Origin of the sequence: Nocardia sp. NBC_01388 (assembly GCF_045040085.1) — a bacterium.
GTDB lineage: Bacteria > Actinomycetota > Actinomycetes > Mycobacteriales > Mycobacteriaceae > Nocardia.
In genome coordinates this window covers 2,723,710-2,739,476 of sequence record NZ_CP109553.1, presented here as the reverse complement: position 1 = coordinate 2,739,476, position 15,767 = coordinate 2,723,710, and the positions used below count along the sequence as shown (strand labels likewise).

At 65.9% G+C, this 15,767-nt stretch carries 16 protein-coding genes; 7 read left to right on the top strand and 9 right to left on the bottom strand.

The window, feature by feature from the left end; all coding sequences use genetic code 11:
- Nucleotides 1-75: 75 nt before the first annotated feature.
- Genes OG716_RS13385 through meaB form a run of 3 tightly spaced genes read left to right on the top strand, consistent with a single transcriptional unit; the run spans nt 76 to nt 5,302 of the window.
- Nucleotides 76-1,935 (top strand): methylmalonyl-CoA mutase family protein, encoded by a 1,860-nt coding sequence (locus OG716_RS13385; protein ID WP_405137965.1) that lies wholly within the window; start codon nt 76-78, stop codon nt 1,933-1,935.
- A gap of 2 nt (nt 1,936-1,937) precedes the next feature.
- The gene (scpA, locus tag OG716_RS13380) at nt 1,938-4,199 is read left to right on the top strand and encodes a methylmalonyl-CoA mutase (protein ID WP_405137964.1); all 2,262 of its coding nucleotides are present in this window, start codon (nt 1,938-1,940) and stop codon (nt 4,197-4,199) included.
- Nucleotides 4,196-5,302 carry a methylmalonyl Co-A mutase-associated GTPase MeaB gene (gene meaB, locus OG716_RS13375; RefSeq protein ID WP_405137963.1) on the top strand — a complete coding sequence of 369 codons (1,107 nt, stop codon included), beginning with the start codon at nt 4,196-4,198 and terminating at the stop codon, nt 5,300-5,302. Before scpA ends, meaB begins: the two co-directional genes overlap by 4 nt.
- Nucleotides 5,303-5,403: 101 nt before the next feature.
- Here the strand turns inward: meaB and OG716_RS13370 are convergent, their stop codons facing one another.
- From OG716_RS13370 to OG716_RS13360, 3 genes are read right to left on the bottom strand one after another with little or no spacing between them, the layout of a single operon-like run.
- Nucleotides 5,404-6,234: a DUF5753 domain-containing protein gene (locus tag OG716_RS13370; protein WP_405137962.1), complete on the bottom strand. Its 831-nt coding sequence runs from the start codon at nt 6,232-6,234 to the stop codon at nt 5,404-5,406.
- Nucleotides 6,231-6,761, bottom strand: coding sequence for a DUF6879 family protein (locus tag OG716_RS13365; RefSeq protein WP_405137961.1), 531 nt, complete (start codon nt 6,759-6,761; stop codon nt 6,231-6,233). Before OG716_RS13365 ends, OG716_RS13370 begins: the two co-directional genes overlap by 4 nt.
- Nucleotides 6,742-7,068, bottom strand: coding sequence for a hypothetical protein (locus OG716_RS13360; protein ID WP_405137960.1), 327 nt, complete (start codon nt 7,066-7,068; stop codon nt 6,742-6,744). Before OG716_RS13360 ends, OG716_RS13365 begins: the two co-directional genes overlap by 20 nt.
- A gap of 220 nt (nt 7,069-7,288) precedes the next feature.
- On the opposite strand from OG716_RS13360, the gene OG716_RS13355 reads away from it, so the two are divergent.
- On the top strand, nt 7,289-7,813 hold the full coding sequence (locus OG716_RS13355) for a hypothetical protein (protein ID WP_405137959.1): 525 nt from the start codon (nt 7,289-7,291) through the stop codon (nt 7,811-7,813).
- Nucleotides 7,814-7,821: 8 nt separating this feature from the next.
- On the opposite strand, the gene OG716_RS13350 is transcribed toward OG716_RS13355, so the two are convergent.
- Nucleotides 7,822-8,052: a hypothetical protein gene (locus tag OG716_RS13350; RefSeq protein WP_405137958.1), complete on the bottom strand. Its 231-nt coding sequence runs from the start codon at nt 8,050-8,052 to the stop codon at nt 7,822-7,824.
- A gap of 80 nt (nt 8,053-8,132) precedes the next feature.
- Here OG716_RS13350 and OG716_RS13345 point away from each other — a divergent pair, with 80 nt between their 5' ends.
- Complete coding sequence (locus OG716_RS13345; RefSeq protein ID WP_405137957.1) at nt 8,133-9,614, top strand: MFS transporter; 1,482 nt, start codon at nt 8,133-8,135, stop codon at nt 9,612-9,614.
- 12 nt (nt 9,615-9,626) lie between these two features.
- On the opposite strand, the gene OG716_RS13340 is transcribed toward OG716_RS13345, so the two are convergent.
- Together OG716_RS13340 and OG716_RS13335 are read right to left on the bottom strand one after the other, a co-directional pair.
- The gene (locus OG716_RS13340; RefSeq protein WP_405137956.1) at nt 9,627-10,262 is read right to left on the bottom strand and encodes a response regulator; all 636 of its coding nucleotides are present in this window, start codon (nt 10,260-10,262) and stop codon (nt 9,627-9,629) included.
- A 111-nt stretch (nt 10,263-10,373) separates the two neighbouring features.
- A complete protein-coding gene (locus OG716_RS13335) occupies nt 10,374-10,952 on the bottom strand; it encodes a TetR/AcrR family transcriptional regulator (RefSeq protein WP_405137955.1) in 579 nt (192 codons plus the stop codon).
- A gap of 82 nt (nt 10,953-11,034) precedes the next feature.
- Here OG716_RS13335 and OG716_RS13330 point away from each other — a divergent pair, with 82 nt between their 5' ends.
- A complete protein-coding gene (locus tag OG716_RS13330) occupies nt 11,035-11,877 on the top strand; it encodes a class I SAM-dependent methyltransferase (protein WP_405137954.1) in 843 nt (280 codons plus the stop codon).
- A 54-nt stretch (nt 11,878-11,931) separates the two neighbouring features.
- Here the strand turns inward: OG716_RS13330 and OG716_RS13325 are convergent, their stop codons facing one another.
- From OG716_RS13325 to OG716_RS13315, 3 genes are read right to left on the bottom strand one after another with little or no spacing between them, the layout of a single operon-like run.
- A complete protein-coding gene (locus tag OG716_RS13325; protein ID WP_405137953.1) occupies nt 11,932-12,807 on the bottom strand; it encodes an amidohydrolase family protein in 876 nt (291 codons plus the stop codon).
- Nucleotides 12,804-13,841 carry a nucleoside hydrolase gene (locus OG716_RS13320; RefSeq protein ID WP_405139671.1) on the bottom strand — a complete coding sequence of 346 codons (1,038 nt, stop codon included), beginning with the start codon at nt 13,839-13,841 and terminating at the stop codon, nt 12,804-12,806. Before OG716_RS13320 ends, OG716_RS13325 begins: the two co-directional genes overlap by 4 nt.
- A 41-nt stretch (nt 13,842-13,882) precedes the next feature.
- Nucleotides 13,883-15,085 (bottom strand): FAD-dependent monooxygenase, encoded by a 1,203-nt coding sequence (locus tag OG716_RS13315; protein WP_405137952.1) that lies wholly within the window; start codon nt 15,083-15,085, stop codon nt 13,883-13,885.
- 105 nt (nt 15,086-15,190) lie between these two features.
- On the opposite strand from OG716_RS13315, the gene OG716_RS13310 reads away from it, so the two are divergent.
- A complete protein-coding gene (locus OG716_RS13310) occupies nt 15,191-15,766 on the top strand; it encodes a TetR/AcrR family transcriptional regulator (protein WP_405137951.1) in 576 nt (191 codons plus the stop codon).
- The last annotated feature ends 1 nt before the right edge of the window (nt 15,767 follow it).

The following is a 15,767-nucleotide window of genomic DNA, read 5'->3' as shown; positions in this document are numbered from 1 at the left end:
GAAATGACCTCTGAGCAGTGTTGATGCAGTGCAAACCGGTCGTTCGGTCGGTGAGTGGAAGAAGGAACAGGGGCTATGCCGATTGCTTCAGACCCGGACACCGAGCCGGTGCCCGGGTACGCCGACTGGCGCAAGGGTGTTGCCGGAGTATTGGCCAAGGTCCGCAGGGTCGACGCCACTGAACTCCCGGATGAGCCCGAGCAGCTGCTCGCGGTCAAGACGTACGACGGCCTGACGGTCAATCCCCTCTATACCCGTCGCGACGAGCTGCCCGAGCAGCCGCTGCCGGGTGCTTTCCCCTTCGTGCGCGGCACCGACGCCACCCGCGATGTGCATCGCGGCTGGTATGTCAGCCAGCGTTTCGGCGGCGCCGAGGGTGCGACCGTGAACCGGCAGATCCTCGATGCGCTGGAGAACGGCGTGAGCGCGGTCTGGCTGGGCGTCGCCGAGCGCGGCGTTCCGGTGGCCGAGCTGCCCGCCGCTCTGCGCGGCCTGCTGTTCGAGCTGGCCCCGCTGACCCTGGACGCCGGTCCGGCCGCGAACGAGGCCGCCGCACAATTGTTCTCGGTGCTCGATGGCTATGACGTGGCCGACCGCAAGGACATTCAGGTCTACCTCGGCGCGACCCCGCTGACGAGCCTGTTCGCCGGCTCCACCGCCATCGACCTGGATGGCGCGATCGCGCTGGCCCAGCAGGCCGTGGCGCGTCCGGAGACGGTGCGCGCAATCACCGTGTGCGGCGTGGCATTCCACAATGCCGGCGCCTCCGACGCCCAGGAACTCGGCGCCGCCGTGGCCGCGGGCCTGGAATACCTGCGCGCGCTCACCGATGCCGGCGCCGATATCGCCGAGGCGCTGAGCCAGCTGGCCTTCCGCTTCGCCGCCACCGACGACCAGTTCGAGACCATCGCCAAATTCCGTGCCGGACGGCGACTCTGGGCGCGCGTCGCCCAGGTCTGCGGTGCCCCGGACTACGGCAATGCCCCGCAGCAGGCCATCACCTCCCCGGCCATGATGACCCAGCGTGATCCGTGGGTGAACATGCTGCGCACCACCCTCGCGGCCTTCGGCGCCGGTGTCGGCGGCGCCGATATCGTCACCGTGCTGCCGTTCGACAATGCCCTGCCCGCGGGCGAAATCGGTGTGTCACCGGCGTTCACCGAGCGCATGGCGCGCAATACCCAGCTGCTGCTGCTCGAAGAGTCGCACCTGGGCCACGTGCAGGACCCGGGCGCCGGTTCCTGGTTCGTGGAATCGCTGACCGATGAGATCGCCGCCAAGGCCTGGGAATTCATGCAGGAGATCGAGGCGGCCGGCGGTTATCTGGCGGCGCTGCAGGCGGGCCTGCTCGCCGAGCGCATCGAGGAGACCCGCGTCCAGCGCGATTCCGATGTGGCGCACCGCAAGACGGCCGTCACCGGCGTCAACGAATTCCCGAATCTGGGCGAGGATCCGCTGTCCGACGCGGCCCGCGAGCCCAGCCCGATCGCCCGCTACGGCGCGGCCTTCGAGACCCTGCGCAATCGTTCCGACGCCTACCTCGCCGCCCACGGCGCGCGGCCCAAGGCCCTGCTGGTACCGCTGGGCCCGGTGTCGGAGAACAATGTGCGTATTACCTTCACGGCGAATGTGCTGGCCTCCGGCGGTATCGAACCGGTGAATCCGGGCGCGCTGGCGCTGGACGGAATCGGCGCGGCGGCAACCGAATCGGGTGTCTCCGTGGCGGTGCTGTGTGGTTCCGATTCGCGCTACGGCGCGGAGGCCGGTGTGGCCGCCGACGCCCTGCGCGCTGCGGGCGTCACCACTGTTCTGCTGGCCGGACCCGAGAAGGCGGTCGCGGATCTGACCGGCGCGCAGCGTCCGGACGGATTCCTGACGGCGCGGATGGATGCGGTGACGGCGCTGTCCGGCCTGCTGGAGAAGCTGGGAGCATAGAGATGAGCGATATCAAGCACCTGATCGGCAATTTCGCCGAAGTTCCGCTGGCTGAGCCGAATGCGGCCGAGGTCGCGCCGGTCCGGACCGAGCAGGTCGACGCCTTCGTGGCCGAGGCCGCCGCCGCCAATCACTATGCGCCGGAACAGTTGACCTGGGCGACGCCCGAGGGCATCGATGTAGCACCGGTTTTCACCAAGGCCGACCGCGATGCCATTGTCGCCGAGGGTTATCCGCTCGACAGCGTGCCGGGTCTGGCGCCGTTCGTGCGTGGCCCGTACCCGACCATGTACGTGAACCAGCCGTGGACCATTCGCCAGTACGCGGGCTTCTCCACCGCCGCGGACTCGAATGCCTTCTACCGCCGCAACCTGGCGTCGGGTCAGAAGGGCCTGTCGGTCGCCTTCGACCTGGCAACCCACCGTGGTTACGACTCCGATCACCCGCGCGTCACCGGCGATGTGGGCATGGCCGGTGTCGCCATCGACTCCATCCTGGATATGCGGGAACTGTTCGATCAGATTCCGCTGGACCAGGTTTCGGTGTCCATGACCATGAACGGCGCGGTGCTGCCGATTCTGGCGCTGTACGTCGTCGCCGCCGAGGAGCAGGGCGTCAAGCCCGAGCAGCTGGCCGGAACCATTCAGAACGACATTCTGAAAGAGTTCATGGTCCGCAATACCTACATCTATCCGCCCAAGCCCTCGATGCGGATCATCTCCGACATCTTCGCCTACACCTCCGCGAAGATGCCGAAGTTCAATTCGATCTCCATCTCCGGCTACCACATTCAGGAAGCCGGAGCCACGGCCGATCTGGAGCTGGCGTACACCCTCGCCGACGGTGTGGAGTACCTGCGCGCCGGTATCGACGCGGGTATGCCGGTCGACAAGTTCGCACCGCGCCTGTCGTTCTTCTGGGCCATCGGCATGAACTTCTTCATGGAGGTGGCGAAACTCCGTGCCGGACGGCTGCTCTGGAGTGAGCTGGTCGCCGAGTTCGAGCCCAAGAACGCGAAATCGCTGTCGCTGCGCACACATTCGCAGACCTCCGGCTGGTCGCTGACCGCGCAGGATGTGTTCAACAATGTCCCGCGCACCTGTGTGGAGGCCATGGCCGCCACCCAGGGGCACACCCAGTCGCTGCACACCAACGCGCTCGACGAGGCGCTGGCGCTGCCGACGGACTTCTCCGCGCGTATCGCCCGCAATACCCAGCTGCTGATTCAGCAGGAGTCCAATACGACTCGCCCGATCGACCCGTGGGGTGGCTCGTACTACGTCGAATGGCTGACCCATCAGCTCGCGCAGCGCGCTCGCGCCCATATTGCCGAGGTGGAGGCGCACGGCGGTATGGCGCAGGCGATTTCGGAGGGCATTCCGAAGCTGCGCATCGAAGAGGCAGCCGCTCGTACCCAGGCGCGCATCGATACCGGGCAGCAGGCGGTCATCGGCGTCAACAAGTATCAGGCCGAAGAGGACCAGGCGATCGAGGTACTCAAGGTCGAGAACTCGCGCGTGCGGATCGAGCAGAACGAGAAGCTCGTCCGGCTGCGCGCCGAGCGCGACTCCGCCGAGTGCGAGCGCGCGCTGGCGGAATTGACCCGTGCCGCAGCCTCTTCTGAGGGCGGTATGGAGAACAACCTGATGGCGCTGGCCATTGCCGCCGCCCGCGCCAAGGCCACCGTCGGTGAGATCTCCGACGCGCTGGAGAAGGTGTACGGCCGCCATCAGGCCGAAATCCGTACGCTCTCCGGGGTTTACCGCGAGGAGGCCGGCAAGGTGACCAATATCAGCGAAGCCATCGAACTGGTCGAGGAATTCGCCGAGGCGGAGGGTCGTCGCCCCCGCATCCTGGTCTGCAAGATGGGTCAGGACGGTCACGACCGCGGCCAGAAGGTGATTGCCACCGCCTTCGCCGACCTCGGCATGGATGTCGATGTGGGCCCGCTGTTCCAGACGCCCGAAGAGGTGGCGCAGCAGGCGGCCGACAATGACGTGCATATCGTCGGCGTCTCCTCGCTCGCGGCCGGTCACCTCACGCTGGTGCCCGCCCTCAAGCAGGCGCTGGCCGATGTCGGCCGCCCCGACATCATGGTGGTTGTCGGCGGCGTCATCCCGCCCGGCGACTTCGACGAGCTGTACCGGGCCGGCGCGGCCTCGATCTTCGCGCCCGGCACGGTCATCGCCGACGCCGCCATCGACCTGATCAAGAAGCTGGCCGATTCCCTGGGCCACGAGATCGGCACCGGCGCAAGCGAATGAGCGACGCGCCGCGCGCAGCCGAGGGTGGTTCCGGCCACCCTCGGCTCGGCACCACCTCCGGCACCGGCGTGGCAGGTAACGGGCCCAGCTCCGCGGGCCGCGCCGCCAAGCGGGTCATCGACGTCGATCAGCTGGCCGCCTCGGTGCGGGCGGGGGAGCGGCCGGGCCTCGCCCGCGCCATCACCCTGGTCGAATCCGCGCGCGGTGATCACCGTGAGCTGGCGCAGCAATTGCTGCTGAAGGTCACGCCCGACGCCGATGCCGCGGTCTCGAATCGTGTTGGCATCACCGGTGTTCCAGGTGTCGGCAAGTCGACCTTCATCGATGCGCTGGGTATGAAGCTGCTCGCCGAGGGCCACAGGGTGGCCGTGCTGGCGGTGGATCCGTCCTCGACTCGCACCGGCGGTTCCATCCTCGGTGACAAGACCCGCATGGCGCGATTGTCCTTGGAGCGCGAGGCTTTCATCCGCCCGTCCCCGACCGCGGGCACCCTCGGTGGTGTGGCCAAGGCGACCCGCGAAACCATCGTGCTGCTCGAAGCCGCAGGCTACGACACCATTCTGGTGGAGACTGTCGGCGTCGGCCAGTCCGAGGTCACCGTCGCCAATATGGTCGACGTCTTCTGCTTCCTCACCCTCGCCCGCACCGGCGACCAGCTCCAGGGCATCAAGAAGGGCGTCCTGGAACTGGCCGACCTGGTCGCGGTCAACAAGGCCGACGGCAAGCATGAACTGGAAGCCAAATCCGCCGCCCGCGAATTGGCCGGCGCCATGCGCCTGATCCACCCCCGCCAATCCCTCTGGCACCCACCGGTGATCACCATGAGCGGCCTGGAAGGCACCGGCCTGGAGAAGTTCTGGGACACAGTCCTGGAACACCGCCAAGTCCTCACCGACGCAGGCGAATTCGACGAAAAGCGCCGCCGCCAGCAAATCGACTGGACGTGGACCATGGTCAACGACCACCTCCTGCGCCGCTTGACGGACAACCCGAACGTGAAATCCCTTCGCCCCCAGGTCGAAAAGCAAGTCCGCGACGGCTCCCTCACCCCGGCTCTGGCCGCCGAGGAAATCCTCCGCGTCTTTGATACCGGCTCCCACTGAGCTCAAAGTCGCGACGTTGCGCGTCGGAATCAGGAAGGTCAGTGGTTCGATTCCCCTCAGCTCCACCACACGTACGGGACGGTGGGCAGCCGCAGAACCTGTTAGCCCAGCCGTTTCTCCAATTCAGCGCTGATCAGAGCGCGGGCGGCGGCACCGATCACAGCCTGTTCGGTGAGTGTATGAAATGTCTTCTCGTACAGCACGATCTCGCGTGGCTGAGTAATGGTGAGTTCAGCGCTGATTGTTTCCACGAGCACCTTCCTGCGGTCGAACATGCAGAAGTTCGATTGCGGCACAAGGTATTCGGTGTCTGCGGGAATCACGCCTAGCGCTACGCGTGGCAGTGACATCGCAACGAGTAGCCGGTCGAGTTGGCCGATCATGATGTCGTTGTCACCCACGGTGGTATGCAATGCCTGTTCGGCGATGACGAAGTGGAATCGGTGGTCGCCTCGATACAGGACGTGTTGTCGTTCCAATCGGGCGGCCATCATGGCCTCGAGGTCGGTTCGGGTTCCGTGATAGAAGTCCAGGACGCGGCCCATCAGCGTCTCCACGTAGGCGGGTGTCTGGAGAAGCCCGGGTATCACCCACGGCTCGTACCAGCGCATCAGCTTGGTCTCGGCTTCCCATTTGATCGACTGCCGTTGCCGGACTGGGAGCCGCATTCGCTTGATCTCCAGGTACGCGGCTTCGAGATTGCGCAGGGAGGCAATCAGGTCGGGTATCTGATCGTTGGCCCGGCAGGAACGACACCAAGTGACGACGTCACTCTCGGTCGGCGTCTGGTGTCCCAGTTCGATCTTTGACATCTTTGAGCGCGGCCACCCGTGCATGGCAGCCAACGCCCGCGCGGTCAGCGCCGCGTCCTTGCGGATCTCACGGAGCCGACCGCCGAGTGCTTCTCTGGCTTGCTGTGCGGGGCCGGTCACTGGGCAGCAGTGGTTACGGCGTATTCGGTGTGCGGAATGGCCTGCGGCCACAGTCGATCTCGGATCGTTCTGATGTGCGCGGTGATGGCTGGGTCTGTCGTAGTTGCCAATCCGGCTCCAACACCGGTCGGCGTGAAGACACTGAACGCGACAAGACTGTCATCGAAAATCCACCAGTCGTCAGCACCGAGCAGGGCAGGGTCAACCGTGTGCCGAGGGATGTATCGGACGTCCTCACCGGCCTCGGCGTTGAGCTGCGCGATGTGGAGGGCGAATCGGGTGTAGTCGGTATGAGGTTCGGTGACCACACGGACCCGCCGCACGATCTTCCCGGAACCCGCAGCGTCTCGGACGACGTTCGCCCAGCCGGCGAACCAGGCATAGTCGTCCGGTTCGCCGGCCAGGAACTTGCGGAGCGGCTCGTCTTCCTCAGGCGTGCTGTAGCTGTCCTCGAGTTCGAGGTGAACTGCTACAGACCAATCTGCACGGAAGAGGCGGTTGGCGTCCTCACCGTGATGCAACAGCATCGGGGCGGATCTCCTGTCCTAGGGGTACTTCGATACTCATCTCGTGGTCGGGGGTGGCCATCTGTACCAGCGCTTCGAGGTCGGTGACCGGCGCCCCGCTGAGAACGAATGTGCCGTGCCCGGTGTCCTCGAGCAAGGTACCCAAACATGTTCCCGGCTTCAGGAATTCGAGTAGCCGGTGCGGGATCTCGATCTGGCCGGGTGTGTCCGTCTTCCATCCTTGGCACACGTAGGTGCCGCGATCGGAGAGGTACAACGTAGGTGATTGATTGCCGGTGGTGTTCTTACCGAGGAATGTCAGCCACATGGGTTTTCTCCCAGTTCAGCGTGTTCGTGAAGTTTCTTCGTGCCTTCAATGGTGGCTCGATCGGTGTTGAGCGGTCAACGAATCATGTGATTTGAAGAAACTTCGAGAAACTTTGTGGCGTCTGGTACCTGCGGACTCTTAGCGTCGGATTCCAGGCGTTCGGAGAGGGTTCGGTCGACCCGTCCCTGGGCTGCCTAACCCGTGACCCGAGGAGGCAGTCGTGACCGACGAACCAGAGGCCGCGCCGCGGACCCGGTTGTACGAATTTCCCGGTGGACTGTTCGAACTACAAAGCGCCGGAGGCGAATCCGACGATGATGCGGGGTTCTACCTGGAGTTTGCCGGGCGCGGTGCACTGATCGGGCCGGACAAAAAAGGGGCAGTGATGACGTACAAGCCAAGGGCTGTCGGCTACCTCCGTGTCGACGTTTCCGGCATGGACCAGCTGTGGGAGCAAACCCAAATTCGAAGGCTTGCAACACGGCTCGGCTACGACTTCGCCGACATGGTGATCTTCGACCCGAAGTTCGGTCGACCACCGTTGGCGCGACTGAAGTCGCAAGCAACCCGGCTGGACGCTGAAGCAGTTTTGGTCCCTAGCCTCGAGCATTTTGAGGGTGGCGAAGTGCCGGGGACGCTGGTCCAGCAACTCGACGTGATTACGGCGGACTCCGAGGAGACCTACGCTCGGCGGCCCATGCCTGGGTTGGTCGGCCGCCTCTCCGAGAATCGCGGTCGATGGTGAACGAGTATTCAATCGGCGCGTGTTCCTGAGGCTGGAACGAAGGACATAGCGACGAACAGTCGGTCGTCGCGCGCCCGGGTGGCTTGTTCGCCGAGCCAGGTGCCCTCCCCGATGTCGGCGAGCGTCGGCAGGACTGTGGCGTCTGTCCACACGATCGTGTGAACCTCGATGTGGACGTCGGTGAACCCGTTGTCCAGCAGCAGGTTCCGGTATCGGCGGGCGACCCGCGGGTTCGGCACCCGGTCCGCGCGCGTGCACGAGCGCGCGAACGAGTTCGGGATTGTCGCTGTTCCAGCGGGGCAGTGCGTAGGGTCGGCGGGTGATCGTTTCTGTGGAGGAGTCAGCCGCTGTCGGGCATGAACGGGTGTGGGGTGCGGCGATTTTCGTGCTGGGTGGATTGCAATTGCTGGTGGTGCTCGATGGGACGGTCGTAGCTCTTGCGCTGCCGAATATTCGGCGGGCACTAGATCTTTCGGAATCGGGCGGGAATTGGATCATTACCGCGTATGTGGTCGCTTTCGGCGGTCTCATGCTGCTGGGCGGGCGTTTGGGGGATACTTTCGGCCGGAAGCGGGTCTTCACGGCCGGTGTCCTGCTTTTCACCCTCACCTCGCTGCTGTGTGGAATTGCTTGGAATCCGGTTGTTCTGGTGATCGGGCGGGCGTTGCAGGGGGTGGCTGCCGCGATCGCGGCGCCGACGTCCATGGCCCTGGTGGCCACCACCTACGCGCCGGGTAAGCCGCGCAGCCAGGCGTTCGCGGTATACGCGGCGCTGACGGGAGTTGGTTCGGTTGCCGGGCTGATCGCGGGCGGCGTGCTCACCGAATTGTCCTGGCGGCTGGTGTTCTTGATCAATGTGCCGATCGGCGTGCTCGTCACCGTGGGAGCGGTGCTGTGCCTGCGAGAGTCGCGCGGTACCCGCTCCGAGCTCGACGTAGCGGGCGCGATTCTGGCCACCGTGGGCGTCACACTGGCGGTCTTCGCCATGAACGCGGGGTCGAGCGGCTGGTCCCGCCCGATCGTCGTCGTGCCGGCGATCGTCGCCGTTCTGACGCTGGCGGCTTTCCTGCGGGTCGAACGGCGAGCCGCGCATCCGCTGCTGCCGTTCGGCCTGTTCGGCAATCGCAGCCGGGTCGCCGCATTGACGGCGATCGTCCTCGCGGGCGCCATCATGATGTGCCTGGCGGTCTTCATCTCCCTGTATCTGCAAGGCGTGCTGCGTTATTCGCCGCTGCAGGCGGGACTGGCCGTCATTCCGTTCGCGTTCGGGCTCGGCGCTGCCGCCGCGCTCTCGTCGCGGCTCGCGCTGAGGTTCGCCCCGCGCTGGCTGGTCATCGCCGGGGGCGCGATCATCCTGACCGGTTGCCTGTACGCGAGCATGATCGTCTCGGACCGGCCGGCGTACTTCCCGAGCATCGCGGTCCCGGTGCTCATTATCGGATTCGGGTTCGGCTTCGCGGTCATCCCGCTGACGTTGTCGGCCATCGCCGGTGTCGAGGCCTCCGATATCGGCCCGCTGACCGCTCTCGCCCAGGTGGCCCAAAATCTCGGCGGCGCCGTCGGATTGGTCTCCGTCGGCACGATCGTGTCTTCCCGCATCCTGTCCGAGGGCGGTACGAACGCCACCGTCGAGCACCCCTCCGACGGCCAGCTGCATGCCCTGGCCAGTGGTTACGGTCTGGCATTCACCTGCTGCGCCATCCTCGCGGTAGCAGCCGGAGCAGTGGTCCTTTCGATGCGATTCACACCCGAAGACGTCGCGGAAGGCCAATCCGCCCAGGAGTCCGCGCATTCCGGCTGACCGGCGTGAACGCTACTGCGCCGAGCGGAGTTTCGATGCCAGGACGGCGGCTTGGGTCCGGCGTTCCATCCCGAGTTTGGCGAGCAGCCGTGAGACGTAGTTCTTGACCGTCTTCTCGGCGAGGTACATGCGCTCCGCGATCTGCCGGTTGGTGAGTCCGTCGCCCAGCAGCTCGAGCAGTTTTCGTTCCTGATCGGTGAGCCCGGCCAGCGGGCCATCGGGCTGGGTGCTGCGGCGCAGCCGCTGTATGAGCGCGGCGGCCGCGCGATTGTCGAGCAGTGAGCGCCCCGCCCCGACCTCCTTGATGGCTTTGGCCAGTTCCATCCCCTTGATGTCCTTGACCACATACCCGCTGGCCCCGGCGAGGATGGCGTCCATCATCGCCTGCTCATCGGTGAACGACGTCAGGATGAGACAGCGCAGGTCATCGACCTTGTCCAGCAGCTCGCGGCACAGCTCGATGCCATTGCCGTCGGGCAGCCGCACATCGAGCACCGCCACATCGGGGCGGAGGGCGGGAATGCGAGCCAGGGCTTCGGCCACATTGCCCGCCTCCCCGATGACAGTCAGTCCGGGATCGCCTTCCAGGAGATCGATCAATCCGCGCCGCACGATCTCGTGATCGTCGACGAGAAAGACTTTGATCATGATGGCCCGTCCAATCTGTGGCGTCTGCCGATCAACATAGACCTGCGAATCGCACCTGACGATGGCCCAAAGTCCTCTCTTCGATGGATGATCCGGACGGTTCGTACCGGGCTATCGCGCCAGGGCTCCGGCGACCACAGTGATCACCACGGCAGTGACCGCCGCGGTTTCGGGCGGGGCGGCGGTGCGATCGGCGAAGAGCAGATGCCCGGCGCCGATGAGTGTGGGTGCGAGCGAGTCGATATCGGCATCGTCGCGCACCCGGCCCAGATCCCGCTCGGCGGTGAGATATCCGGCGATCATGGCGGTCGCCTCGGCCAGCAGCGGCACGCCGGTCGGGCGGTGCTGCCGCAATCGAGCCCGCAGTTCGTCCCGGAAGATGACGAGGCTGACGATCGCCACGGCGAGGGATCCGAATACGGCGCTCAATGCCTCGGCGAGGTTCCCGACGACGGTTCCGGTTCCGGCGGATTCGCGTAAAGCCCCGGCCTGCTGATCGATTCGGGTGATGCGGTCCAGCACCAGCTCGGCGAGGAAGTCGTCGAAATCGGCGAAGTGCCGGTGCAGCACGCCTTTCGCGCAGCCCGCCTCCGTGGTGACGGCCCGGCTGGTCAGCGCGCTCGGCCCGTCCCGGAGCACAACCCGCTCGGCGGCGTCGAACAATTGCGCCCGCACGTCACGTATGGCCATCCCTGTCGGCACCGGACATCTCTCCCTACGTCGTTCGCCTGAACCATTGTCGAGTGGGCATGTGCCCACTTATAGTGGGCACATGCCCACTATAAGTCCGGAACCCACACCGCCCGCCCCGGCGGCGCCGCACCAGTACCGGCACGTCGCGGAGTCCTTCGGCACGAACCCCGAACGCTACGACCGCACCCGGCCCGCATACCCCGCCGCACTGATCAACCGGATAGTCACCGAGTCCCCGGGACCGGACCTGCTCGATGTCGGCTGCGGCACCGGCATTGCGGCCCGGCAGTTCCGGGAGGCGGGCTGCACGACTCTCGGAGTCGAACCCGATGCGCGCATGGCTGATTTCGCACGTCGAAGCGGAATCGACGTCGAGGTCGCGACCTTCGAGGCATGGGACCCCGCCGGACGGACCTTCGATGCCATCGTCGCCGGACAGGCGTGGCACTGGGTCGATCCGATTGCGGGAGCGGCCAAATCGGCACAGGTGCTGCGGGCCGGTGGCAGATTGGCGCCGTTCTGGCATGTATTCCAGCTGCCGTTCGGCGTGGCGCAGGCTTTCGCCGAGGTCTACGAGCGCGTCATCCCCGGCTCGCCGTTCAATATCCAGCCCGCGCGTGGTCCGGTGCTGGGGGTGTATCAGCCGATATTGACGAAGGCGGCCGACGGGATCCGCGCGGCAGGAGGTTTCACCGACCCGGAGCAGTGGCGCTTCGAGTGGGAGCACTACTACACCCGGGAGGCCTGGCTCGACCAGCTGCCCAGCCACGGCCCGCTCACACAGCTCCCGCCGGAGCAGTTGGCACAGATTCTCGACGGCGTCGGCGCCGCGATCGATGCGCTCGGCGGCGGCTTCACGATGCCGTATACGACGGTGGTCGTCACTGCCACACGAACGGCTGCCAGTGAGGTCGCGTACTGAATATCCAGCTCCCGCACCGACATTCGACAGCCGGCGCCCGCGGCCACATCCAGGTCAGACGATGCCGAACTCCCGTGCGGCATTGCCGTAGCAGACCCCGCGCAGCCAGTCCTCGCCGAGCTCGAGGCGCTCCAGCGACTGCAGCGCATGCCCGTACGAGTACGGGATATTGGGGAAGTCGCTGCCGAACAGAATCCGATCGCCGAACTCGCGCAACCGCCCGCGCTCGCCGACCGGGAACGGATCGGCCGCCTCGAAGAAGTCGGTGAAATTCATGGTGGTATCGAGGAGCACGCCGTCGTACGCCGCTGCGATATCGAGGAATTCGCTGTACTCGGGCGCACCCATATGGGCGATGATGAGCCGTAGTCGCGGAAACCGTTCCAGCAGTGCGGCAATGGGTCCCGGACCGGTGAACTTCCCGGCCGTGGGCCCGGATCCGCAGTGCACGACGACCGGAACCCCGGCGTCCTGGATCAGTCCCCACACCTCGGTCAGCAGCGGATCGACCGGCGAGAACTGCCCGACCTGTATGTGCACCTTGAAGATTCGCGCCCCCGCCGCCAGCGCCTCGGCCACGTACCCGGCCGCACCGGGCTCCGGATAGAAGGTCGAGGTGTGCAGACAGTCGGGGGTGCGGGCGGCGAAGTCGGCCGACCACTGGTTGAGCCAGGCCGCCATCTCGGCCTTGTGCGGATACACCATCGAGGTGAAGGCGCGAACCCCGAAGCCGCGCAGGGTCTTCAGCCGCACCTGCTCCTCATCGCGGTAGGCGATGGGCCAGCTGCGCCCGATCAGCGGTCCGGCGGAGTCGAAGTAGTCCCACACCTTGCGCAGCACCTGCTCGGGCATGAAATGCGTATGGATATCGATGATTCCGGACAGCCCGAGCCGGGTGCGGAAGTCGGCGGCGTAGTCGTCCTCGCTCACCGGCTCTGCGGCCCTTCCTGCGGGGGATAGGTAGCCCGTGCCAGATCTCCGACACGGCTCACGAGCCGTTCGAAGAACAACTCCGGATCGGTCCCGACCACAATGTCGGCATTGGGTTCCCGCTCCCACATGCCGTCCCAGTCGGCGACTGTCGTGGCGCGGGTGATGGTCCCGGCCAGCTCGACATCGACTGTCGCGGGCTTGGTGACGGCCAGTCGCGGATCCAATGCCACGGCCGCGGCGAACGGATCGTGCATATGGGCCAGGTACACCTTTTCGTACAGCAGGTGGAAATCGAAATAGAAGCGGATCGCATCGGTGAGATACCGGACGATCGGATTGCTCGCCGCCGACCGCGCCTCGGGTGGATCGGTCTCGGTCACCGTCTCCACCGGCTCGCTGCCGGCGCGTTCGGCCAAGAGCGCCAGATGCTTCGGCCGCATCTCGATGGTCTCGGTGATGTCCAGCGCGCACACGATCGGCCGCCGGTCCGCCGGCGCCGCCGCGAACGCGTCGAACACCTCCTTGGCGGCTTCTGGGTCCACGTGCACATTCCACTCGTTGGTGGGTGTGGTGTTGCCGGGATGATTGAACGCCCCGCCCATGATCACCAGCCGCTGCAGCAATCGAGGGAGCTCGGGCTCGATCCGCAGCGCCAGCGCGAGATTGGTGAGCGGCCCGGTGCACAGCCCGACGATCTCGCCCGGATGCTCGCGGACCAGATCGACCCACATCTGCGCCGCCGAACGGTCCGACAGCCGGCGCGCGGAGACCGGAAGCTCCGCATATCCGACGCCCTGCGGCCCGTGCGTGTCCTCGGTGGTGCGCAGGGGAATCGCCAGCGGCTGCGCCGCCCCGAGCGCCACTTCGAGCTCGGGGGCCCGGCACAGGTCGAGCAGGGCGAGATTATTGGCCGCCACCCGGTCCGCGGGCACATTGCCCGCGGTGGAGGCGATTCCGACGATCTCGGCCTCGGGGGAGGCCAATAGGTAGAGCAGACCGAGGGAGTCATCGATGCCGGTGTCATTGTCCATGATGATCTTCTGCCGCACGGTTCGAGCGTAGTCGTCGCGCATCAGTAGCTGGGCAGCACATAGTCCTCGGTGGTGTCGAGCATCTTGGTCATGATCGGCCGGAACAGGCGGGTGGTCATGAGCTTGCCGACCCGCTGCATCACCACGAGGCCCACTTTGCTGGTCGGCAGCATCATCTTGATGCCACCGCCGGGCAGCGTCTTGGCCTTCTCCAGGAACGGGGTGACCGCGGCGTCGTAGCGGACCAGCGCGCTGGTGATATCGCCTGGGGTAGCGGTGATTTCGCCCGCGAGCAGGTATGCGCCCACCAGTGCCATGGCGGTGCCCATACCGGTCAGCGGCGAGCCGCAGTACCCGGCATCACCGAGCAGCGTGACGCGCCCTGACGACAGCGTCGGCATGTCCACGCGCACCAGCTCGTCGAAGTAGAAGTCGGTGGCGGTATCCAATTGCGCGAGCACGTCCGGAGCGCACCAGCCGGCCGGAGCGAGCATGTCGCGAATGAGCTTTCGCTGTGCGGCGACATCGCGGCGCAGGGCCGGATCGGCGTCGATGCGGAAGGTGAGAATGGCCTTGGAGGTGGCCGGGTCGGCGTCGGGTCGCACGCCGACCGAGGCGCGGGGCACCACGTGCATGGCCATCCACTCGGGGATGGCCGCCGCGGGGGTGGGGATGGTGTAGAAGGACATGTACCCGCCCAAGTAGGTGGTGAACTGCTCCTCGGGTCCGAAGGCCAGCCTGCGGGTGGCCGAATGCACGCCGTCGGCGCCGATGACCAGGTCGTAGCGCTCGCTGCGCCCGGAGGCGAAACCGACGGTCACACCGTTCTCGTCCTGATCGAGCGTCTCGATCCAGTCGCCGTAGCGGTAGTCGAGATCGCCTGCGACACCGGCGAGTTCGGTGAGCAGTACGTCATTGAGGTCGCCACGGCTGATCTCGACCTCGGCGATCGCGCCGTTGCCCTCGAACATCTCCATGGACATCTCGTAGGCGGTGCTGCCGTCGGCATGGACCAGAACCATGCCCTTCTCGTGCAGCTGGTGTTTGCGAATGCCGTCCATCAGGCCCATGCGCTCGGCGACCTCGCGGCTGGGTCCGCGCAGATCGACCGCCTGGCCGCCCGGCCGGGGAGCGGTGGCCCGCTCGACGACGGTGGTGGCGATGCCGGCCCGAATCAGCTGCAGGGCAACGGCATTGCCGGCGATGCCGCCGCCGGCGACCAGGATGCGGAGGTTGGTGCTCATCGGTATCTCCCGTGGTGGTGAAGTACGTTCGTCTAAGACATATGTCTAACAGGCTTTGGCACGGCTGTCTAGAACAAATGTCTAATACGCTGGTAGGGTGGGTTTATGGGAAACCGAGAAGACCTACTGACGGGCGCTCGCCAGGCAATCCTCGACCGCGGCCTGGCCAAGGTGACCGCCCGCGATATCGCCAATGCCGCCGGAGTGAGCCTGGCGGCCATCGGCTATCACTTCGGGTCGAAGGACCGCCTGGTCATGGAGGCACTCACCCTGGGCGTCGGCACCGAGATCGGTGACGAGATGGATGCGGCCATCAAAGACGCGGGGGAGGGGCGATCGCTCATGGACGCGCTCGCGCCCACCTGGGACGGACTCATCGAGGTCGTGCTGCGCAATCGCGAGAATCTTCTGCTGAGTCTCGAGAACGGTGTGCAGCTCGCGCGCTCCCCGGAATCACAGGGATTCATGGAGCAGGCCAGCGCCGGGGCGTACGCCGACATCTCCGAGGTGCTGCGCGCGACGCATCCGCAGCTCTCCGAAGTTCAGGCGACCGCCCTGGCAAAAACGCTCTTCATGCTCTTTCAGGGTTTGGCGATGCAGTCGCTCATCGCGCCCGCCACCGTCGAACAGTTCACCGGTGCCGACCTGGCCACCGCCGTCGCGGCCGTCTGCGGGAACTGAA

What these genes read in the sequence shown, in the direction of transcription:
- OG716_RS13315 (WP_405137952.1), bottom strand. Translation starts at nt 15,085, where the DNA reads ATGAGCACCAACCTCCGCATCCTGGTCGCCGGCGGCGGCATCGCCGGC.
- OG716_RS13330 (WP_405137954.1), top strand. Translation starts at nt 11,035, where the DNA reads ATGCCCACTATAAGTCCGGAACCCACACCGCCCGCCCCGGCGGCGCCG.
- OG716_RS13365 (WP_405137961.1), bottom strand. Translation starts at nt 6,761, where the DNA reads ATGCTGTTGCATCACGGTGAGGACGCCAACCGCCTCTTCCGTGCAGAT.
- OG716_RS13335 (WP_405137955.1), bottom strand. Translation starts at nt 10,952, where the DNA reads ATGGCCATACGTGACGTGCGGGCGCAATTGTTCGACGCCGCCGAGCGG.
- OG716_RS13360 (WP_405137960.1), bottom strand. Translation starts at nt 7,068, where the DNA reads ATGTGGCTGACATTCCTCGGTAAGAACACCACCGGCAATCAATCACCT.
- OG716_RS13320 (WP_405139671.1), bottom strand. Translation starts at nt 13,841, where the DNA reads ATGGACAATGACACCGGCATCGATGACTCCCTCGGTCTGCTCTACCTA.
- scpA (WP_405137964.1), top strand. Translation starts at nt 1,938, where the DNA reads ATGAGCGATATCAAGCACCTGATCGGCAATTTCGCCGAAGTTCCGCTG.
- meaB (WP_405137963.1), top strand. Translation starts at nt 4,196, where the DNA reads ATGAGCGACGCGCCGCGCGCAGCCGAGGGTGGTTCCGGCCACCCTCGG.
- OG716_RS13310 (WP_405137951.1), top strand. Translation starts at nt 15,191, where the DNA reads ATGGGAAACCGAGAAGACCTACTGACGGGCGCTCGCCAGGCAATCCTC.
- OG716_RS13340 (WP_405137956.1), bottom strand. Translation starts at nt 10,262, where the DNA reads ATGATCAAAGTCTTTCTCGTCGACGATCACGAGATCGTGCGGCGCGGA.
- OG716_RS13385 (WP_405137965.1), top strand. Translation starts at nt 76, where the DNA reads ATGCCGATTGCTTCAGACCCGGACACCGAGCCGGTGCCCGGGTACGCC.